Genomic DNA, 21,384 nt, shown 5'->3' on the forward strand with positions numbered 1-21,384 from the left:
ACCGGTGCGTAATCATCACTGGCAGGAATTAATTACTGAACTGACGGAACAGCGCTTTACCTTTAAGCAGTCGTGAACCGAGCCATCCGCCGCATAAAGAGAGGAGCAATGCCCCACAAAGCGGCAGCACAACCCACAGCCGCCAGTCTGGCTCCCACGGGAAGTCAAATACGCGGGTTTGCAATACAGCCAGCGCGGTTTCCGCACCGATGGCCGCCACCAGCCCGGCGACCATCCCGAGCATAGCGAACTCGCACCACAGCGTGGTACGCAGCAATTTCTTGCCTGCTCCCAGCGTGCGCCAGACCACCAGTTCCTGATGACGTTGACGCATCCCCACCTGAACCTGCGCCAACAGCAACAACATGCCGCAGGCGGTAACCAGCACCACCATCACTTCCAGCGCTCTACTTACCTGCTCCAGCACCTGGCCCACCTGTTTGAGGATGGCGCCAATATCCAGCAGGCTGATGGTCGGGAATTCGCGGTTAAGCTGCGTCAACATGCCGTTGCCGTTCTCCCAACGAAAGCTGGTTAACCAGCTCTGGGGCTGATCGTCCAGCGCCCCGGAAGGGAAAATAAAGAAGAAGTTAGGCCGCAGGCTTTCCCAGTCCACTTTACGCAGGCTGCTGACCGTGGCGCTGAAATCCTGGGTATCGCCCATAAAGGTCACCCGATCGCCGAGCTTCACGTTTAGCCGCTTCGCCAGCCCTTCTTCCATCGACACTTCACCCGCTTTTGGCGGCCAGCTTCCGGCAGTTATCGGGTTATGATCCGGGCGGGTATCCTGCCAGGTCAGATTAAGTTCGCGGTTAAGCGCCTCATCCTGATTTCCTTCGGTCGGCTTATCATTAATGGCTGTCAGACGCGCACGTACAATGGGATAGAACGAGTCCGGGATCACCTGATGTTCCGACAGGAATGACTTCAGCGGTACAACCTGCTCACTGGCAATGTTGATCAAGAAATAATTTGGACTTTCCGGCGGCATTTGCTGCTGCCAGCGATCGAGCAGATCGCCGCGCAGCACCAGCAGCAGCGCCAGCAGCATAAAGGAAAGTGAAAATGCCGACAGTTGACTGAGCGTTGACCACGGCTGGCGCAACAGTCGACTGACCGCTAAACGCAACGGCAGCGAGGTGAGCGTCAGACCACGCAGCACGTTAAGCAGCATCCAACCGAGTACGCCGCACACCAGCGCCAGTACTACCGCACCGGCCAGCACAGCCCATAACAGCAGGCTTCCGCCCATCAGTCCAGCGAGCAGGACGACCACAACAACCAATACCACCGGCAAATAAAACTTCAGCGGCCAGACGTTTGCCACCACGTCACGGCGTAACACACGTAGCGGCTGCGTCGCCAGCAGTAGCCGATAAGGACGCAACCCTACCAACAGCGAAATTACCGTCATGGTGCCTAAGGCCCACAGCCACGGCCAGGGGCTGGCGGGCGGCAGATCGCCGGGCAGGACCGGCCTGAGTAACACCACCAGCGCGTGCTCAAACAACAGCCCGAAAAGCCCACCGGTCACGCCAGACAACGCCAGCACCATCAGCCATTGACCAACAATCAGCCTACGCAGTTGCGCTCTGCCCGCGCCGAGGGTTTTCAGGATAGCCACCAGATCGTAACGGCTGCGGCAATAATGGCTCATCGCCACAGCAACCGCAGCGACCGCCAGCAGCAGCGTTAACAGCGCCGACAGCAGCAGAAACTGTTGTGAACGTTCAAGTGATTTCCCCAGCGCGCCTTCATCCTGCTCCAGCCCGTACCAGCGCTGTTCAGGCTTTAGCTGCGGCAACAGCCATTTTTCGTACGCGTCCAGTTGCTGCGGCGTTCCGCCAAATTTATAGCGCCATGTCACGCGGCTTCCCGGCTGGACCGCCGCCGTTTTTTCGACATCCGCCATGCTCATCATCAGGCGCGGCGCTATCTGGAACGGATTAAAACCGGAATCTGGCTCCTGCACCACCTCGCCGGCGATACGCAGCGTGGCGTCTCCGACGTCAATGGAATCACCGATTTTTAGATTAAGCAGCGCCATCAGGCGTGGGGCCAGCAGCACCAAACCCGGCTGCGGTTTCAGCCCCGGCGGATTGGTCTGCAACGTGCCGTACATCGGATACACATCATCTACCGCTTTGACGTTCGCCAGTTGCGGCGTGTCACGGGCAAAAGTCATGGTCGCGAAAGTCAGCTGCTCGCCGACTTTCAACCCCCGCTGCCGCGCCTCGTCAATCCACGCTTTCGGCACGGTACGTGAACTTTGCAGCGCGCGATCTCCCGCCATAAACTCGCGGCTTTGCTGGCTCAGCCCTTTTTCCATACGGTCGCTGATGTTGCCCAGCGCCAGTACGCAGGCTACCGCCAGGCTCAGCGCCAGCCAGACAATCAGTAATGAAGGCGAGCGCCATTCGCGCCAGAACCAACGGGCAATCATGCCTCCTCCTGCAACTGTCCATTCACCAGACGTAAGCGCCGATCGCAACGCGCCGCCAGCTGCGGGTCATGCGTCACCAGAATCAGGGTGGTGCCGTGTTCCCGGTTCAGAGAAAACAACAGGTCGGCAATTTTGTCTCCGGTCTGGCGATCGAGGTTGCCCGTCGGCTCATCGGCAAACAGCACATCCGGACGCCCGTTAAAGGCCCGTGCCAGCGCCACGCGCTGCTGCTCCCCGCCGGAAAGCTGGGCCGGAAGATGATCCAGACGTTTTCCCAGCCCAAGTTGCTCCAGCAACGTTTTGGCCCCGTCGCGGCTTTTACCACTATTTTCGCCACGCAGCAGCGCGGGCAGTTCGACGTTTTCCAGCGCGTTCAGGGTCGGGATTAACATGAACGACTGGAAAACGAATCCCACATGTCTTGCCCGCAGCTGCGCCCGGGCTTCTTCATCCATGGTATGTAGCGCCTGCCCCACCAGACTCACTTCACCGCTGGAACCATCGTCCAGCCCGGCGAGGATCGCCAGCAGCGTGGATTTCCCCGATCCCGACTCGCCAATCAGCGCAATGGTCTCGGCGCGTTTGACAACCAGTTCAACTCCGGTAAGGATGGATAGCTCATGATCACCCTGACCGACGGATTTCTTAAGATGATGAACTTCAACAATGTTTTCCGCTGGCATTGGCCTTTCCTGTTCCTGGTCCTGTTAACTTTCCGCGCCGCCGCTGCGGACACGTTATTAATTCTGGGTGACAGCCTGAGCGCCGGATACCGTATGTCCGCCAGCGCCGCATGGCCTGCGCTACTTAATGATAAATGGCAAACCAAAACGCCGGTGGTGAATGCCAGCATTAGCGGCGACACCTCGCAGCAGGGCCTGGCCCGTCTGCCTGCATTACTCAAGCAGCACCAGCCGCGTTGGGTACTGGTCGAACTTGGCGGCAACGATGGCCTGCGTGGCTTTGCGCCTGCGCAAACCGAGCAAACCCTGCGCACGATCCTGCAGGACGTGAAAGCGGCAAATGCCGAACCGCTATTGATGCAAATTCGTCTGCCGGCAAACTACGGTCGCCGTTATAATGAAACCTTTAGCGCGATTTATCCAAAGCTCGCCAAAGAGTTTGATATCCCTCTGCTGCCCTTTTTTATGGAAGAGGTTTATCTGAAACCCCAGTGGATGCAGGATGATGGTATTCACCCTAATCGTGACGCCCAGCCGTTTATTGCCGACTGGATGGCGCAACATCTCACTCCTTTTCTATCCTAAATAATTCGAGTTGTATGAAGGCGGCAAGTGAGAGAGTTCCCTGGAGCATAGATAACTATGTGACTGGGATGAGCGAGCGTAGCCAACGCACAGACAACTTGAAGTATGACGGATATAGTAAATCACGACTCGTAAAACAACGGAGATCCTGACAGGTAAAGTTATGCAAAAATCGGTCTTAATAACAGGATGTTCCAGCGGAATCGGCCTGGAAAGCGCACTTGAGCTAAAGCGCCAGGGTTTTCAAATTCTGGCCGGCTGCCGCAAACCTGACGATGTCGCGCGTATGAACAGCATGGGATTCACCGGCGTATTGCTGGATCTGGATTCACCCGAAAGCGTGGATCGCGCCGCCGATGAGGTGATCGCCCTGACCGATAATCGTTTATATGGGATCTTTAACAACGCCGGATACGGCGTCTACGGCCCACTGCCCACGATTAGCCGCGAGCAGATGGAGCAGCAGTTTTCCGCCAACTTTTTTGGCGCGCATCAGCTTACCATGCGCCTGTTGCCCGCCATGCTACCTCACGGCGAAGGACGCATCGTGATGACCTCCTCGGTAATGGGATTGATCTCCACACCGGGACGTGGCGCCTATGCCGCCAGTAAATATGCGCTGGAAGCCTGGTCCGACGCGCTGCGTATGGAGCTGCGTCACAGTGGGATTAAGGTCAGCCTGATTGAACCGGGCCCCATCCGCACCCGTTTTACCGAAAACGTCAACCAGACACAAAGCGATGCCCCCGTGGAAAATCCCGGCATTGCCGCGCGGTTTACGCTGGGACCACAAGCGGTTGTCGCCAAAGTGCGTCACGCGTTCGAAAGCGACAAACCGAAGCTACGTTATCCGGTTACGCTGGTGACCTGGGCCGTTATGCTGCTTAAACGCCTGCTGCCAGGCCGCATAATGGACAAAATTTTACAGGGTTGAGTTGAAGCTCGCGCGTCAGCCCCCATGTAACAAGAAATCGACAAAAGAGAGTAACTCCATGTCCACACAGAATATTGTTAATATTAATGAATCGAACCTGCAGCAGACCCTTGAACAGTCGATGACCACGCCGGTCCTGTTCTATTTTTGGTCTGAGCGCAGCCAGCATTGCCTGCAATTAACGCCGGTGCTGGAGAGCCTTGCCGCCCAGTATAATGGTCAGTTTATTCTCGCTAAGCTCGACTGCGACGCGGAACAGATGATCGCCTCCCAGTTTGGACTGCGCGCGATCCCAACGGTTTATCTGTTCCAGAACGGTCAGCCGGTAGATGGCTTCCAGGGTCCGCAGCCAGAAGAGGTTATTCGCGCGCTGCTGGAGAAAGTGCTGCCGAGCGAAGAAGAGCTGAAAGCACGCCAGGCTATCGAGTTTATCGAAGCCGGTAATCACGCGGATGCGCTGCCGCTGCTGAAAGAAGCCTGGCAAATCTCCAACCAGAGCAGCGAAATCGGCCTGCTGCTGGCGGAAACGCAAATCGCCCTCAATCGTTCTGACGATGCCGAAGCGGTGCTGAAAACGATTCCGTTACAAGATCAGGATACCCGTTATCAGGGACTGATGGCACAGATTGAACTGCTGAAGCAGGCGGCGGATACGCCGGAAATCCAACAGTTGCAGCAACAGGTTGCCAGCAACCCGCAGGATGCCGCGCTGGCCACGCAATTGGCCATTCAACTCCATCAGGTCGGACGTAACGAAGAATCGCTGGAATTGCTGTTCAGCCACCTGAAGAAAGATCTTACCGCTGCCGACGGTCAGGCGCGTAAGACCTTCCAGGAGATCCTTGCCGCGCTGGGAACCGGCGATGCGCTGGCCTCGAAATACCGCCGCCAGTTGTACGCGCTGCTGTACTAATCCGTTTGATTTTGCCCGATGGCGCTTGCGCCTATCGGGCCTGGAAATTCGACAAATACCGCGCCCTCCGGCATCACATCACGTCTTCTTCAAATGCGTTACGACTAATTGGTGGCGTGAATTATAGAACTTCCGATAGGTCAGGTAGCAGGCAATAATGGTTGACAGGCTGGCGGTCGAAAGCAGCATAAACGTCACCATAATCTGATACTTAATCGCTTTTACCGGGTCAATACCGGCAAAAATCAACCCAGACATCATCCCCGGTAAACTCACCAACCCCACGGTTTTGGCGGAATCGATCGTCGGGATCAGCGAGGCGCGAATGCTGTCGCGAATCAGCGGCGCGGAAGCAACCTTCGGCGTCGCGCCGAGGCTGAGCTTTTCCTGGATTTGCTGCTGTTCACTGTTAAACCGCTGCCCCAGATTGTTGTAACACAGCCCCACCGCCACCATCGCATTGCCTGCAATCATCCCGGAAATTGGGATCACCTGCATCGGCGTGAACTCGATAGAGCCGGACAACACCAGTACCGACAGCGTCAACCCCGCCCCAACCGTAATGGCAATAAACGACGAGAGAAAAGCGTTATCAATATATTTACTGCGTTTTTGCGCGTTATAGGCGGCGTTAAAACAGATAAACAGCACCATTAATAAGGTCAGAATGCTGTGATTGACGCCGAAAATATATTTCAGCACATAGCCGACGATAATAAGCTGAACCACCGCCCGGCAAACGCTCCAGAGAATATCTTTTTCCAGCGCCAGCTTTTCTTTGTTACTGATCAGTATGGCGACCACCACCAGCATCATCGCTAACGCCAGTGATTCATTGGTAATATTATGCTCGTTCATTGCTGACTTCCTGCATTTCTCCGGCGTGCGGTTGAAGAGTTATGACATTATCCGCGTGATTAATCTCATCTTTATCGTGCGTCACCCACAGCACGGCAATTTTCTTGTCGCGAACATAGTGGTGAATTAATTCATTCACGTTACGTTTGTTGGACTCATCCAGCGCGCTGGTGATTTCATCAAGCAGCAGGATTTTAGGCAGAAACTGCAAATTACGAATTAACGAGACGCGCTGTTTTTCCCCGCCGGACAGTTCATTGATCCCTTTTTTGAGGATACTCTCGGGCAACTCAAAACGGGCCAGGTCTTCCAGAAATATATCCGGTTCCGGGCGTTTATCGCGAATTTGCCAGGGAAAAATGAGGTTGTCGTAGACGGTGTCACCAAACAAAGCGGGCGTTTGCGCGCAATAAGAGACCTGCTGGCGATAAGCTTCAGGCTTTAGCGTTGATATCTCCTTGCCCTCAAAAAGGATTTCACCGGAACTCGGGCTAATTAACGACGCCACTATCTTCAGTAACGTACTTTTACCGCAGCCGGACTGGCCGGTAATCAGCTTAAATTCTCCGGCATCGAGATTAAAACAGATGTTATTGAGAACCTGCGTCGCCCCTGCCTGCCATGCGACATTTTTCAACTGAAGCAAAATGCTGCTTTCTTCCATTATCGATCCTTTTTTCCTCTTTCGTGCAGACAGTCTATACCCAAAATAATTCGAGTTGCATGAAGGCGGCAAGTGAGTGACAAATTCGTCAGGAACGAATTTGAACAGCCAAAGGCTGGCCTTCGGTGAGGGACATGGATGTCCCTCATTAATCTCCAGGAGCATAGCTAACTCTGTGACTGGAGTGAACGACAAATCTGCCGGGAGCAGATTTGAACGCTGCTTACAGCGGCCCCGCAGGGGCGAGGCCCAAGGATGGGCCGAATAACGTAGCTAACGCACATGCAGCTTGAAGTATGAAGGGTATATTCCTGTAATTTATTATAGGGGAGCCACCTTGATTAATCGGGTATAATTTGACTAATGAAGCAGTAAAGGACAGCACAACAGGAGGTTTCATCAATGCTCATTTTTATTCCTATTCTTATTTTTGTCGCGCTGGTCATCGTCGGCGCAGGCGTCAAAATCGTCCCACAGGGATACCAGTGGACGGTGGAACGTTTCGGACGTTACACCAAAACTCTGCAACCTGGGTTAAGCCTTGTTGTGCCGTTCATGGATCGTATTGGTCGTAAGATCAACATGATGGAGCAGGTGCTTGATATCCCCTCTCAGGAAGTCATCTCCAAAGATAACGCCAACGTCTCGATTGATGCTGTGTGCTTTATTCAGGTGATCGACGCGCCAAAAGCGGCATATGAAGTCAGTAACCTCGAACTGGCAATCATCAACCTGACCATGACCAACATTCGTACCGTTCTCGGCTCGATGGAGCTTGATGAAATGCTCTCCCAGCGTGACAACATCAACACGCGCCTGCTGCATATTGTTGATGAGGCCACCAATCCCTGGGGCATCAAAATCACCCGTATTGAGATTCGTGACGTGCGCCCACCGGCGGAACTGATTGACGCCATGAACGCGCAGATGAAAGCCGAACGTACCAAGCGCGCCTACATTCTGGAAGCAGAAGGTATCCGCCAGGCGGAAATCGTCAAGGCGGAGGGTGAGAAGCAGTCGAAAATCCTGATAGCGGAAGGTGAACGTCAGTCCGCGTTTTTACAGGCTGAAGCGCGTGAACGTTCCGCGGAAGCAGAAGCCCGCGCAACGCAGATGGTTTCTGAAGCCATTGCCGCCGGGGATATCCAGGCCGTGAACTACTTCGTGGCGCAGAAATACACCGAAGCGTTGCAGCATATCGGTTCGTCGAATAACAGCAAAGTGGTGATGATGCCGCTGGATGCCAGCAGCCTGATGGGTTCGATTGCCGGGATCGCGGAACTGGTTAAGGACAGCGCCAGCGAGCGGAAAAAATCATGATAGCGATGATTCTGGTACATCCGCACATCTTCTGGCTTAGCCTCGGCGGTCTGTTGCTCGCCGCCGAGATGCTGGGCGGCAACGGTTATTTGCTATGGAGCGGCGTAGCAGCGGTGCTAACCGGACTGGTAGTTTGGCTCGTCCCGCTCGACTGGGCGTGGCAGGGAGCGATGTTTGCTGTACTCACGCTGCTGGCGGCCTGGCTGTGGTGGAAGTGGCTGGCAAAACGCGTGAAAGAGCAGAAACCCGCCGACAGCCATCTTAACCAGCGCGGTCAGCAGTTGGTTGGCCGTCGATTTATTCTGGAAAGCGCCCTGGTCAATGGTCGCGGACATATGCGCGTCGGCGACAGTTCGTGGCCCGTCAGCGCCCGCGACGATTTGAGCGCGGGAACGCAGGTTGAAGTCATTGCCGTTGAGGGAATTACCCTGATTATCAAAGCGGTACCACACTAAAATAGACAGGAATTCAGACTATGATCAGGAAGACGTCTCTCGCCGTTGCCCTTTGTTCTTTGCTGGCTGGCGCGCCTCAGGCATTTGCCTCCTTCGATATGGAAGACTGCAAATGGAGCGACGACAGCTGCCTGCTGAAAGGAACGCCGACCTTTAACCCGGAAAACGACAGCCGCGACAACCTGCTGCGACTGCTGAGCCAGGAAAAAGCTTTTGATCTGCCCGTGCAGTCGATGCCTGAAGATATCACCCGCTCCCGCGATTTCTATTTTGCGTATCACCCGCAGTGGGATGAAACAGCCCCACAACCAGCCTCTGCCCCGGTATCCGCTGAAGATAGCCCCCTCTCCCGACAGATGGCCGAGCTGAACATTAATGCGGATGAAGCCAATCTCAACGACGCTGAGCATGAGAACCGTCATGTTTCGAATAATACCGAGAGCGTCAGCCAGTATTTTGCCGCACTGCTGGCCGATGCCGCGTTAACAGCAGAGCAACGCCAGGCCTTAGCGCAAGCGCGTATGGGGCTGTACTCTGACGCGACCCGTGAACAGATTGAGTCATCTCTCGCCACTCTCCCGGCGGATTCGCCAGCTCAACACTACAAAAGTTATCTCGCGGCAGCCGCCAGCTTCTATGCGGGTGATTATGCCAGTGCCGAACGGGATTTCACTCAGCTCGCTAAGAGCGATCGCCCGTGGCTGGCGGAGACCGCGCAATACATGCTGATGCGTACGGCGCTGAACAAGAGCAGTCAGAACAGCGTGGGCGAATATGGCGATTTTGACATCGCTAAAATTAACCGCGAGGACGCCTCTCAGGCTCAGATTCTGGCGCAAGCCTATTTGCAACGCTTTCCGCAGGGGCAATACGCCGACTCCACCCGCGGTATGTTGCGTCGTATTAACTGGTATTTACAGGCGTGGCCGCAACTGGCCGGGTTGTATGAGCAGACGATCCAGCAAGCGGCTGACGCGCAGCAGCTGCGTAAAATTGTCATCGAATACGATAATGTCTACGGCATGGCGTTCTACGAGCAATCCGTGCTGGAAGCCTTCCCCGATGCGCCGCGAGTCAGCTACATCGAACTGTTACGCGCGCTGCGTCTGAATAGCGATAACAAACCCACGCTGACCCAGGCGCAACTCGACGCCAGCAAGCCGGTGTTTGAGCAGAGCCAAAAACTGCCGCTGTGGCGCGATCTGCAACTGAATCTGTGGCTGGCGACGGGCAACTATGCGGCGATTATCCAGGCGGTCGCGCCAGCGCAAAAACTGGCACCGCGCGATACGCTGGCCTTCAGCGAACAGGTGCTGTACGGCGAAGCGCTGATGGGCCAGAAGAATTGGGCCGCGGCGCGTGATTTCTGGCCGCAGTTGCTGACTCTCAGCCAGGACAACGAACAGCGGCAGTATGTACAGGCTAAGCTCGCCGCCACGCTGGTTTATAGCGGTGACGTAGCGGCAATCTTCGCCCCGGAAAGCGCGGTGACCAACCTGCGCTTTCGCTCGCAGGTGCTGAAAACGCAGGCCACACTGGAACAACTGCGCCAGCAGGCCGTCCATGGGCCCAATAACGAAGAGCGTACCATCGCCCTGCATACGCTGCTGGTACGGGATCTTACCGAGAATCGTTTTGGCGACTGGTTAAACGATAAAAAGCTTGTCAGCGACATCACGCCGCCGGTCATTGACGAGGCGTTTAACGACGTCAACCTGAGCACTTTTGACTGGAACGGCGATGCGGCTCAGGCCGGTTACACCTGCCGCAGCCTCAATGAAACGGTAACGGTCCTGAGCAAAAAAGCGGATGATGCCCACGCGCTGAACTGTTTAGGTGAATTTTTCCGTACCACGCAAACGCATGTTGATCTGTGGAAAAACAGCACCGGCAACGATGTGCTTGAAGCCGCAATTTCTCGTAAGGAGCCGTTTGGCCAGTTCGACAGGCAAAGCTACTATCAGCAGATAATCACCTCACCCACCGCGGAAGTCGAAGATAAGAGCTTCGCACTGTATCGCGCCATCATGTGCTATGCGCCATCTGGCTCTAACGAATGTGGCGGTGAAGACGTGGATAAACTGCAGCGTAAGGGCTGGTTCACCCAACTGAAAACGCAGTATCCGGGAAGCCCGTGGGCGCAAAAACTCAAATATTACTGGTAACCGCGCTACTGGTGGGCCAGGCACAGGCGGCGGATATCGTCGCCGCGCGTGACCATCCGGCCTTCTGGCTGTGGTCCGGAGTGAAAGCCAGTGACGAGCTGAAAAACGCGCAAACGGTCTATCTGCATCAGGGTGAGGTGCTGGTTCGGTCGGGTAACGTGGTTTTCCAGCGCCTGGGACTGCCGGTCAGTCGACTGACTTTTCCCTCAATCTGGCTGACGGTCCGCTTTACCACGCTCGACGTACCGGAGGTGATTCCTGCCCGTATCATACGGCTGATGCAACGCTGGCAGAACGCTGGTAATCACGTCATCGGCCTGCAGGTTGATTTTGACGCGGCGACCCACCAGCTAACCGATTACGCCCGTTTTCTACAGCAGCTACGCCATCAGCTACCGGCCGAGTTTGCGCTTGGCGTGACCGGACTACTGGATTGGGCCAAAACGGGCGACGTCGCCACATTGAACGCGCTGGCGGTTGATGAACTGGTAGTGCAGAGCTATCAGGGACGGCGCACAGTGCCGAATTACCAGGCGTATCTGCCCGCGCTCAGCCGCCTGCGCATTCCATTTAAGCTGGGACTGGTGCAAAACGGTAGCCGGGATCGGCAGGCTGAAGCGCAGCTGGAGAAATCCCCGTGGTACCGCGGTACGGTGGTGTTTATGCTTAATCCCCCTCGCCGTTAAACCTTCGCTTTGTGATGACAGCAGCCAGAAAGATTATCCATGATCGGGCATTCGGCGCTGTCATCGCCAGGGCAACTCTCCGCCAGCGCCAGTAAATGCAGGCGCATGGCCTGTAGCTCGCTGATATGCCGCTCGATGTCCGCGACTTTTTCTAATGTGCGTTTTTTTACGTCCGCGCTGTGACGCGCCGGATCGTTAAACAGGTTTACCAGCTCACCGCACTCTTCCAGGTTAAAACCAACCTGCCGCGCCTGACGCAGCAGCGTCAGTTCATTCAGATGCTGTTGGTTGTATGTGCGATAGCCATTTTCGCTACGCAGCGGCGGCGTCACTAACCCTTTTTCTTCATAAAAGCGTATCGCTTTGCTGGTTAAACCGGTTTTTTTAGCAACATCGGATATATTCATCTCTTCTCCCTTGACCTTCCCCTTGATGGAAGGTTTAACCTTTATAACAGTTAGTCAAAACGATTGCCAAGGTCAATAAGTAACCGACCATTCATAGAGGAAATTAGTTATGTCTCAAACAATCGATCTAACCCTGGACGGCCTGTCCTGCGGTCACTGCGTAAAACGCGTTAAAGAGAGTCTGGAGCAACGCCCGGACGTTGAGCAAGCGGATGTCACTGTGACTGAAGCGCACATCACCGGGAGCGCCAGTGCACAAGCGCTGATTGAAACCATCAAACAAGCCGGTTACGGCGCGGAGTTAAGCCACCCAAAGGCTAAACCGCTGACGGAGTCATCAATCCCGTCGGAAGCACTGGCAGCGGTCCCTTCCGAGCTTCCGGCAGCTACGGCTGATGATGACAGCCAACAGTTGCTGTTAAACGGCATGAGCTGCGCCAGTTGTGTGACCCGCGTACAAAATGCTCTGCAAAGCGTACCCGGCGTCACCCAGGCACGGGTAAACCTGGCGGAACGTACTGCGCTGGTAATGGGCAGTGCGTCCGCCGCAGATTTAGTGCAGGCGGTGGAAAAAGCGGGCTACGGCGCTGAAGCTATAGAAGATGACGCGAAGCGCCGCGAGCGCCAGCAGGAAACCGCCGTTGCGACCATGAAACGTTTTCGCTGGCAGGCAGCCGTCGCGCTGCTGCTGGGTATACCGGTCATGGTGTGGGGAATGATTGGCGATAACATGATGGTGAGTGACGACAACCGCAGCCTGTGGCTGGCGATTGGTCTGGCAACGCTTGCCGTGATGGTTTTCGCTGGCGGTCACTTTTACCGCAATGCGTGGAAAAGCCTGATGAATGGCACCGCGACCATGGATACGCTGGTGGCGCTGGGTACGGGGGTGGCATGGCTCTATTCCATGAGCGTCAACCTCTGGCCGCAGTGGTTTCCGATGGAAGCGCGACACCTTTATTATGAAGCCAGTGCGATGATTATCGGTCTGATTAACCTCGGACATATGCTGGAAGCGCGGGCTCGCCAACGCTCCTCCAAAGCGCTGGAAAAACTGCTCGATCTGACACCGCCAACCGCACGCGTCGTCACCGATGAAGGTGAAAAGAGTGTGCCGCTGGCTGACGTTCAGGCGGGAATGTTGCTGCGCCTGACCACCGGCGACCGGGTTCCGGTCGATGGCGAAATCACTCAGGGCGAAGCCTGGCTGGATGAAGCCATGCTGACCGGGGAGCCGATCCCGCAACAAAAAGGCGAAGGCGATAGCGTCCACGCCGGTACGGTCGTACAGGACGGCAGCGTGCTATTCCGCGCCAGCGCCGTAGGCAGCCATACCACGCTGTCGCGCATTATTCGCATGGTGCGCCAGGCGCAAAGCAGTAAACCGGAGATTGGCAAACTGGCTGACCGCATCTCCTCGGTATTCGTTCCTGTGGTGGTCGTTATTGCGCTGGTTAGCGCAGCTATCTGGTATTTCTTCGGACCGGCGCCACAAATTGTCTATACGCTGGTGATTGCCACCACCGTTCTGATTATTGCCTGCCCTTGTGCACTGGGCCTGGCGACGCCAATGTCGATTATTTCCGGTGTTGGGCGCGCCGCTGAGTTTGGGGTCCTGGTACGCGATGCCGATGCGCTGCAGCGCGCCAGTACGCTCGATACCATTGTGTTTGATAAAACCGGGACGCTGACTGAAGGTAAGCCACAGGTTGTCGCCATCAAAACGTTTGGCAATACCGATGAAGCGCTGGCGATTCGCCTGGCTGCGGCCCTTGAACAGGGTTCCAGTCACCCGCTGGCCAGGGCGATTCTGGACAAAGCCGGTGATGTCACGTTGCCGCAGGTCAACGGGTTCCGTACGCTGCGCGGTTTGGGCGTCAGTGGCGAAACGGAAGGTCACATGCTGCTGCTGGGAAACCAGGCGCTGCTCAATGAACAGCAGGTAGATACCACTGAAATGGAAGCTGAGATTACCGCTCAAGCCTCCCAAGGGACAACGCCGGTACTGCTGGCGATTGACGGTAAAGCGGCGGCGCTGTTAGCGGTGCGCGATCCACTGCGTAGCGACAGCGTGGCGGCGCTCCAGCGCCTGCACCGCGCCGGATATCGTCTGGTGATGCTCACCGGTGATAACCCAACGACCGCCAACGCCATTGCCAAAGAGGCAGGTATTGATGAGGTGATTGCGGGCGTTCTGCCGGACGGCAAAGCCGAGGCGATTAAGCGTCTGCAAAGCCAGGGACGTCAGGTTGCCATGGTCGGTGACGGTATCAACGATGCGCCTGCGCTGGCGCAGGCCGATGTAGGGATTGCCATGGGTGGCGGCAGCGATGTGGCGATTGAAACCGCCGCGATTACGCTGATGCGTCATAGCCTGATGGGCGTTGCGGATGCGCTGTCTATCTCACGGGCAACGCTGCGCAACATGAAGCAGAACCTGCTCGGCGCGTTTATCTATAATAGCATCGGTATCCCCGTTGCTGCCGGGATCCTGTGGCCGTTCACCGGAACGCTGCTCAACCCGGTGGTTGCCGGCGCAGCGATGGCACTCTCCTCCATTACCGTAGTAAGCAACGCTAACCGTCTGCTACGCTTCAAACCGAAAGAGTAAGCCTTTGCCGGATAGCGCTATCAACCGCGCTATCCGGCAATTCACGCGTTGCACCTTCCCGGACCACGCGCTAGCATGGAAGTCCACTTAGGGAGGTCGTATGGATTTGTTATACCGGGTAAAAACATTATGGTCTGCACTGCGCGGCAACCACTATACCTGGCCCGCCATTGATATCTCTTTACCCGGCAACCGCCATTTTCATCTGATTGGCAGTATTCACATGGGTAGCCGTGATATGGCGCCTCTGCCTGCCAAATTACTCAAAAAGCTCAATCGTGCTGATGCGCTGATTGTCGAAGCCGATGTTTCCGGCGATGACGCGCCATTTGCTAATCTTCCGACCTTTGCCGCCCTGGAAGAACGCATCAGTGAAGAACAATTAGATAATCTGCGTAAAGTCACCAGTGAATTGGGCATTTCCCCTTCCCTGTTATCGACACAACCTTTATGGCAAATAGCCATGGTATTACAGGCGACGCAGGCACAACAGTTGGGGTTGCGGGCGGAATACGGGATTGATTACCAACTGCTGAAAGCGGCAAAACAGGCTCACAAACCGGTGATCGAGCTGGAAGGTTCATCCAGTCAAATCGAGCTGCTATGCCAGTTACCCGATAATGGCCAGGCTCTTCTGGATGATACCCTGACGCACTGGCATACCAACGCCAGGTTGTTGCAACAAATGATGGGCTGGTGGCTTAAAACGCCGCCGCGCGATAGCGAATTGACGCTTCCTAATACTTTCAGCCAGTCGTTATATGACGTATTGATGCATCAGCGCAATGTCGCCTGGCGCGATCGACTCAGGGCGATGCCAGCCGGCCATTATGTGGTGGCCGTAGGCGCACTGCATCTGTACGGAGAAGGCAATTTGCCGGAGATGTTACGGTAAAAAAAATGGCCAATATTTCTATTGGCCCGTCAAAGAGGAATTTCATCATTATTATGATCCCGGTGCTTAAAGCATCGGTGTAGGTCGATTGTCGCTCAAAGTCATCATCCTGCCAATACTATTGCGCAAGATGGTACTATTTTTTAGACCACCATCAGGCGTATGCTTGTCTCGTATTTTGTCTGGGCCAGGAAAAATTGCTATGACACCCGCCGTTAAATTACTCGAAAAAAACAAAATTTCTTTCCAGATCCACACCTACGATCACGATCCGTCCGAAACAAACTTTGGTGACGAAGTAGTACGCAAGTTAGGTCTGAATGCAGACCAGGTTTACAAAACGCTGCTGGTTGCCGTAAATGGCGATATGAAGCATCTGGCCGTTGCCGTCACGCCGGTGGCGGGTCAATTGGATCTTAAGAAAGTCGCCAAAGCGTTAGGGGCCAAAAAGGTCGATATGGCCGATCCAATGGTTGCGCAGCGAACAACGGGGTATCTGGTAGGCGGTATCAGCCCACTGGGACAGAAAAAAAGATTGCCGACACTCATCGACGCCCCAGCCCAAACGTTTGACACCATTTATGTCTCCGGTGGCAAACGCGGGCTGGATATCGAACTGGCAGCGGGCGATCTGGCGAAAATTCTGGATGCGAAGTTCGCCGACATAGCCCGCCGGGATTAAGCGATTGTAGAATGTAGGCCTGATGGCCGCAGCTTTAAGGCCTACAAACCGCACTGACCTGTAGGCCGCACCGCCATCCGGCATTCCGCCCTGTTACTGCCAGCTCACCTCGCCCTTCGGCTCATACGCACTGGCATCCAGCGGTGAGTTTTTCTGCACGTACTCTTTCAGCACTTCCGCATCGATAAACCCGGTATTCACATAGCCTGGCTTGTTATCAATTCGCGGATAACCATCGCCGCCGGTGGCGTTGAAGCTCAGCGTTGCCATGCGATAAGTTTTAGCCAGGTCAACCGGTTCGCCTTTGATTTTCAGATCGTTAAGTTTACCGTCTTTCGCCACGAAGCTGACGTTGGCAAACTGCGGATAGGCCCCGGAGTCCGGCTTCATTTGCGCCACGGCGGTCAGGTAGTCAATCACCTCTTTCCCGCTCATGTCGGCATACACCACAATATTGCCGAACGGCTGCACCTTCAGCACGCTCTTATAGGTAATATCGCCGCCTTCAATGGAATCACGAATACCGCCACCGCTCATCACGCCAAAGTCAGCGCTGGTCCGCGCCATTTGCGCAGCCAACAGCAGGTGCCCCATATTGGTCTGTACGAAACGAACTTTGCTACGGTCACCTTCGAGGCGCGCATTGACGCTACCAATCTTCACGTCCAGTTGCGCTTTACCTTTATTCTGGAATGGCGTCAGCAGCGAGAGCATTTGCTGATTCTCAGCAATTTCCGGGGTGTAGAGTACGCGCTCACTTTTACCGTTATCCCAGGTCACTTTTTTCTTCAGGTTGACGGGGATGAGCTGGTAGTTCACCATTTTCATTTCGCCGTTACGAAACTCAAAATCCGCCCGGCCCACGTATTTCCCCCACTCATGCGCTTGCACAATCCAGATGCCATTTTGCTTATCTGGCGCGCACGGCGTGCCCGGTACGTAATCAACCTGCTTCTTGTTTTCCGAGGCCATACACACCGGATCCTGTGAGTGACCACCCACAATCATTGCCAGCGAACCCGCCGGCAGGCTACGCGCCATCTCTACGTCGCCAGGGGCGTTCGAGCCGTGATTGCCGTTGTCATAATGACCCATATGGGTGGTCGCAATAATGATGTCTGGCTTTTCACCCATATTGAGTTCCTGGATGACCAGTTTGGCTTCATCGGCAGATTTACGGAATTCGATATCGGTGAAAAATTCCGGGTTACCAATTTTCGCCGTATCGTCAGTGGTTAAACCGAGTACGGCAATTTTTAAATCCTGACGCTTAAAGATGGCCCACGGCTTAAACAACCGCTCGCCGGTGCTTTTCTGATAGATATTGGCCGAGAGAAACGGGAATTTGGACCATTTTTCCTGCTGGCGCAGCACGGTTAGCGGGTTATCAAATTCGTGATTGCCAACCGCCATCGCGTCATAGCCAATCAGGTTCATGCCGCGAAAATCAGGTTCCGCATCCTGAAGATCGGATTCCGGTACGCCGGTGTTAATATCGCCGCCGGAAAGCAGCAGCAGGCTTCCCCCTTCTTCCGCCACCTCTTTACGAATACCATCCACCAGCGTTTTTTGCGCCGCCAGCCCGTATTCCCCATATTCACTGCGCCAGAAGTGGCCGTGATGATCGTTGGTATGCAGAATGGTAATTTTGTAGGTTTTATCTTTTTCGTACGCCTGCGCAGGCTGACCTGCCAGCGCAAATGCGGCGAATAACGCCAGCGCCACGCCCCGCTTTAAAAACTTCATATTTCTCTCCCTGAGCCAAAATCAACGACTGAAATTACAATGATATGAAATAATAGTCGAAAATGTTTTCAGAAATGAGACTTCCTTCAAACACCTTCCGCAGGTATGTTAGGCAGGTAATAATAACAAAATAGATTACCCTCATAATCGCAACCCAAACAGAAGTGACTTTCTATGGCAATAAGTGAACCAACCCCGCCAGTGGCTGGCGCGTCAGCGTCGGTTGCTAAAGCACGCACCTCATTTGGCATTTTAGGGGCGATCAGTCTCTCTCATCTGCTAAACGATATGATCCAGTCGCTGATCCTGGCGATTTACCCGCTCTTGCAGTCAGAGTTCTCGCTGACGTTTATGCAGATCGGGATGATTACGCTAACCTTCCAGCTCGCCTCCTCGCTGCTTCAGCCGGTTGTCGGCTACTGGACGGACAAATATCCAATGCCGTGGTCGCTGCCTATTGGTATGTGCTTCACGCTAAGCGGGCTCGTATTGCTGGCCATGGCAGGCAGTTTCCATATGGTATTACTCGCCGCGGCGCTGGTCGGTACGGGTTCATCGGTGTTTCACCCGGAGTCATCCCGCGTGGCGCGCATGGCTTCCGGCGGTCGTCATGGCCTCGCCCAGTCAATTTTCCAGGTTGGCGGCAACTTCGGTAGCTCTCTCGGGCCCTTGCTGGCGGCTGTCATCATCGCGCCATATGGTAAAGGTAATGTAGCCTGGTTTGTGTTGGCCGCGTTATTAGCGATTGTGGTTCTGGCGCAAATCAGCCGTTGGTATGCCGCGCAGCATCGGATGAGCAAAGGAAAACCGAAAGTCACTGTTGTTAATCCATTACCGCGTAATAAAGTGGTACTGGCGGTTAGCATTCTGCTGGTGCTGATTTTCTCCAAATACTTCTATATGGCGAGCATCAGCAGCTATTACACCTTTTATCTGATGCAAAAATTCGGATTATCGGTACAAAACGCTCAGTTTCATCTGTTTGCCTTCCTGTTTGCCGTTGCGGCTGGGACCGTAATTGGTGGACCGTTAGGTGATAAGATTGGCAGAAAATATGTTATTTGGGGCTCTATCCTCGGCGTAGCGCCATTTACCCTCGTTTTACCCTATGCAACTCTGGAATGGACCGGGATTTTAACCGTGATCATTGGTTTTATCCTCGCATCTGCCTTTTCTGCCATTCTGGTCTACGCGCAGGAGCTGCTTCCGGGTCGTATCGGCATGGTTTCTGGGCTATTTTTCGGGTTTGCCTTTGGCATGGGCGGCTTGGGAGCCGCGGTTTTAGGGCTGATTGCTGACCATACCAGTATTGATTTGGTCTATAAAATATGTGCTTTCCTGCCTCTTCTGGGGATACTGACCATATTCTTACCTGATAACCGACATAAAGCCTGATTTTCTGACGGCCAAAAGTAAACTTTGGCCGTCTTCACTTACAGAGACCATCAGCCTTTACTCCCCGCATACCCCTGTAGTTTTCCGATCCGTGCTTTTTTACGTCTAAAATCCCGTTTTCATCAAAATTCAATAATTATTCATAAACATAAACATTAAAATTGTCATAAACTATTACTCGGAATTTAGGTTTTCAGGATCAACACAGCAACCAAAGGAGACGGAATGCATCACGCCACCCCGCTTATCACCACCATTGTCGGCGGCCTTGTGCTCGCTTTTATATTAGGCATGATTGCCAATAAACTACGTATTTCTCCTCTGGTGGGATATCTGTTAGCGGGCGTTCTGGCCGGTCCATTTACACCTGGTTTTGTTGCTGATACCAAACTCGCGCCTGAACTGGCGGAGCTTGGCGTAATTCTGCTGATGTTCGGCGTGGGGCTACACTTTTCCTTGAAGGATTTGATGGCGGTAAAGTCCATCGCCATTCCCGGCGCGATTGCCCAGATAGCTGTGGCGACGCTACTGGGTATGGCGCTTTCAGCGGTGATGGGCTGGTCGCTAATGGTGGGTATCGTCTTTGGACTGTGTCTTTCAACCGCCAGTACCGTAGTGCTACTGCGTGCGCTTGAGGAACGGCAGCTTATTGACAGCCAGCGCGGGCAAATTGCTATAGGCTGGCTGATTGTTGAAGATCTGATGATGGTGCTGACGCTGGTTCTTCTGCCCGCCGTCGCCGGAATGCTGGAAAAAGAAGATGTCGGCTTTGCATCGCTGGCCGTCGATATGGGCATTACCATTGGTAAAGTGGTGGCGTTTATCGCCATTATGATGCTGGTTGGCCGTCGCCTGGTACCGTGGATCATGGCGCGTAGCGCCGCCACCGGTTCACGAGAGCTGTTTACTCTGTCAGTCCTTGCCCTGGCGTTAGGCATCGCGTTTGGCGCAGTGGAATTGTTCGATGTCTCCTTTGCTCTGGGCGCGTTCTTCGCTGGCATGGTGCTGAACGAATCCGAACTGAGCCACCGTGCGGCGCATGACACCCTGCCGTTGCGCGATGCGTTCGCCGTATTGTTCTTTGTATCCGTTGGGATGCTGTTTGATCCGTTAATCTTGATCCAGCAACCGCTGGCGGTACTGGGCACGCTGGCGATTATCGTCTTTGGTAAATCCGTTGCCGCCTATTTCCTCGTGCGCCTGTTTGGCCACTCCCAACGTACAGCGCTCACCATTGCCACCAGCCTGGCGCAGATTGGTGAGTTTGCCTTCATCCTGGCGGGTCTGGGAATGGCGCTAAACCTGTTACCGCAGGCAGGGCAAAACCTGGTGCTGGCGGGAGCTATTCTGTCGATTATGCTCAATCCGGTACTGTTCGCGGTGTTAGAAAAATATCTCGCGAAAACCGAAACGCTGGAAGAGCAGACGCTGGAAGAAGCCATCGAAGAAGAGAAACAAATTCCGGTGGATATCTGCAATCACGCCCTGCTGGTAGGCTTTGGCCGCGTCGGGAGTCTGCTGGGCGAAAAATTGATGGCTGCCGGGATTCCGCTGGTGGTTATCGAAACCTCACGTACGCGGGTGGATGAACTGCGTGAGCGCGGGATCCGCGCGGTGCTGGGAAATGCCGCCAACGAAGAGATAATGAATCTGGCGCATCTGGATTGCGCGCGCTGGCTGCTGCTGACAATTCCAAACGGCTATGAAGCTGGTGAAATCGTCGCTTCCGCTCGCGAAAAGTGCCCGTCGATTGAGATTATCGCCCGCGCGCATTATGACGATGAAGTGGAATATATTACCGACCGCGGGGCCAGTCAGGTCGTCATGGGCGAGCGTGAAATCGCCCGCACTATGCTGGAGCTGATTGAAACGCCACCTGCCGGTGACGTTGCTACTGCCAGTTAATATTACGTGCCGGATGGCGCTACACCATCCGGCCTAC

The 21,384-nt window shown here is 54.6% G+C and carries 18 protein-coding genes; 12 read left to right on the forward strand and 6 right to left on the reverse strand.

Annotation, left to right across the window (positions count from 1 at the left end):
* Positions 1-28: 28 nt before the first annotated feature.
* Together ybbP and ybbA are read right to left on the reverse strand one after the other, a co-directional pair.
* Entirely contained in the window at positions 29-2,443 is a 2,415-nt protein-coding gene (gene ybbP / locus AC534G_RS18745) for a putative ABC transporter permease subunit YbbP (protein WP_038638413.1), read from the reverse strand.
* Positions 2,440-3,126, reverse strand: coding sequence for a putative ABC transporter ATP-binding protein YbbA (ybbA, locus tag AC534G_RS18750; RefSeq protein ID WP_079938336.1), 687 nt, complete (start codon positions 3,124-3,126; stop codon positions 2,440-2,442). The genes ybbP and ybbA overlap by 4 nt, the downstream gene beginning before the upstream one ends.
* Here ybbA and tesA point away from each other — a divergent pair.
* The 3 genes from tesA to AC534G_RS18765 all read left to right on the forward strand — a co-directional run bounded on the left by tesA (position 3,094) and on the right by AC534G_RS18765 (position 5,558).
* The gene (gene tesA / locus AC534G_RS18755; RefSeq protein ID WP_087051704.1) at positions 3,094-3,711 is read left to right on the forward strand and encodes a multifunctional acyl-CoA thioesterase I/protease I/lysophospholipase L1; all 618 of its coding nucleotides are present in this window, start codon (positions 3,094-3,096) and stop codon (positions 3,709-3,711) included. The two genes, ybbA and tesA, sit on opposite strands and share 33 nt — an antisense overlap.
* A gap of 163 nt (positions 3,712-3,874) precedes the next feature.
* Positions 3,875-4,645, forward strand: a complete 771-nt coding sequence (locus AC534G_RS18760) for an SDR family oxidoreductase (protein ID WP_069323983.1) — start codon at positions 3,875-3,877, stop codon at positions 4,643-4,645.
* A 58-nt stretch (positions 4,646-4,703) separates the two neighbouring features.
* Positions 4,704-5,558: a co-chaperone YbbN gene (locus AC534G_RS18765; RefSeq protein WP_069323982.1), complete on the forward strand. Its 855-nt coding sequence runs from the start codon at positions 4,704-4,706 to the stop codon at positions 5,556-5,558.
* Positions 5,559-5,636: 78 nt separating this feature from the next.
* On the opposite strand, the gene fetB is transcribed toward AC534G_RS18765, so the two are convergent.
* Both fetB and fetA read right to left on the reverse strand, forming a co-directional pair.
* A complete protein-coding gene (gene fetB, locus AC534G_RS18770; RefSeq protein WP_038638405.1) occupies positions 5,637-6,416 on the reverse strand; it encodes an iron efflux ABC transporter permease subunit FetB in 780 nt (259 codons plus the stop codon).
* The gene (gene fetA / locus AC534G_RS18775) at positions 6,403-7,080 is read right to left on the reverse strand and encodes an iron efflux ABC transporter ATP-binding subunit FetA (RefSeq protein ID WP_110498618.1); all 678 of its coding nucleotides are present in this window, start codon (positions 7,078-7,080) and stop codon (positions 6,403-6,405) included. Before fetA ends, fetB begins: the two co-directional genes overlap by 14 nt.
* A gap of 402 nt (positions 7,081-7,482) precedes the next feature.
* Between fetA and AC534G_RS18780 the strand changes: the two genes are divergently transcribed.
* The 4 genes from AC534G_RS18780 to AC534G_RS18795 are packed head-to-tail and all read left to right on the forward strand — an operon-like array spanning position 7,483 to position 11,706.
* Positions 7,483-8,400: an SPFH domain-containing protein gene (locus tag AC534G_RS18780; protein WP_003831073.1), complete on the forward strand. Its 918-nt coding sequence runs from the start codon at positions 7,483-7,485 to the stop codon at positions 8,398-8,400.
* Complete coding sequence (locus AC534G_RS18785; RefSeq protein ID WP_085047615.1) at positions 8,397-8,855, forward strand: NfeD family protein; 459 nt, start codon at positions 8,397-8,399, stop codon at positions 8,853-8,855. The genes AC534G_RS18780 and AC534G_RS18785 overlap by 4 nt, the downstream gene beginning before the upstream one ends.
* A gap of 20 nt (positions 8,856-8,875) precedes the next feature.
* Positions 8,876-11,020, forward strand: coding sequence for a PA5441 family protein (locus tag AC534G_RS18790; RefSeq protein WP_110498619.1), 2,145 nt, complete (start codon positions 8,876-8,878; stop codon positions 11,018-11,020).
* Positions 10,990-11,706: a DUF3142 domain-containing protein gene (locus tag AC534G_RS18795; protein WP_110498620.1), complete on the forward strand. Its 717-nt coding sequence runs from the start codon at positions 10,990-10,992 to the stop codon at positions 11,704-11,706. The genes AC534G_RS18790 and AC534G_RS18795 overlap by 31 nt, the downstream gene beginning before the upstream one ends.
* On the opposite strand, the gene cueR is transcribed toward AC534G_RS18795, so the two are convergent.
* Positions 11,703-12,113: a Cu(I)-responsive transcriptional regulator gene (cueR, locus tag AC534G_RS18800; RefSeq protein WP_069323978.1), complete on the reverse strand. Its 411-nt coding sequence runs from the start codon at positions 12,111-12,113 to the stop codon at positions 11,703-11,705. The genes AC534G_RS18795 and cueR overlap by 4 nt on opposite strands.
* 109 nt (positions 12,114-12,222) lie before the next feature.
* On the opposite strand from cueR, the gene copA reads away from it, so the two are divergent.
* The 3 genes from copA to ybaK all read left to right on the forward strand — a co-directional run bounded on the left by copA (position 12,223) and on the right by ybaK (position 16,301).
* On the forward strand, positions 12,223-14,724 hold the full coding sequence (gene copA / locus AC534G_RS18805; RefSeq protein WP_069323977.1) for a copper-exporting P-type ATPase CopA: 2,502 nt from the start codon (positions 12,223-12,225) through the stop codon (positions 14,722-14,724).
* A gap of 100 nt (positions 14,725-14,824) precedes the next feature.
* A complete protein-coding gene (locus AC534G_RS18810) occupies positions 14,825-15,619 on the forward strand; it encodes a TraB/GumN family protein (protein ID WP_069323976.1) in 795 nt (264 codons plus the stop codon).
* Between the two features lie 202 nt (positions 15,620-15,821).
* Entirely contained in the window at positions 15,822-16,301 is a 480-nt protein-coding gene (gene ybaK, locus AC534G_RS18815) for a Cys-tRNA(Pro)/Cys-tRNA(Cys) deacylase YbaK (RefSeq protein WP_003831056.1), read from the forward strand.
* A 93-nt stretch (positions 16,302-16,394) separates the two neighbouring features.
* Here the strand turns inward: ybaK and ushA are convergent, their stop codons facing one another.
* Positions 16,395-18,047, reverse strand: a complete 1,653-nt coding sequence (ushA, locus tag AC534G_RS18820) for a bifunctional UDP-sugar hydrolase/5'-nucleotidase UshA (RefSeq protein ID WP_110498622.1) — start codon at positions 18,045-18,047, stop codon at positions 16,395-16,397.
* A gap of 174 nt (positions 18,048-18,221) precedes the next feature.
* Here ushA and AC534G_RS18825 point away from each other — a divergent pair, with 174 nt between their 5' ends.
* Together AC534G_RS18825 and ybaL are read left to right on the forward strand one after the other, a co-directional pair.
* Complete coding sequence (locus AC534G_RS18825) at positions 18,222-19,442, forward strand: MFS transporter (protein WP_038638381.1); 1,221 nt, start codon at positions 18,222-18,224, stop codon at positions 19,440-19,442.
* A gap of 225 nt (positions 19,443-19,667) precedes the next feature.
* Positions 19,668-21,347 (forward strand): YbaL family putative K(+) efflux transporter, encoded by a 1,680-nt coding sequence (gene ybaL / locus AC534G_RS18830; protein WP_110498623.1) that lies wholly within the window; start codon positions 19,668-19,670, stop codon positions 21,345-21,347.
* Positions 21,348-21,384: the final 37 nt, after the last annotated feature.

The organism is Citrobacter sp. CRE-46 (assembly GCF_059615875.1).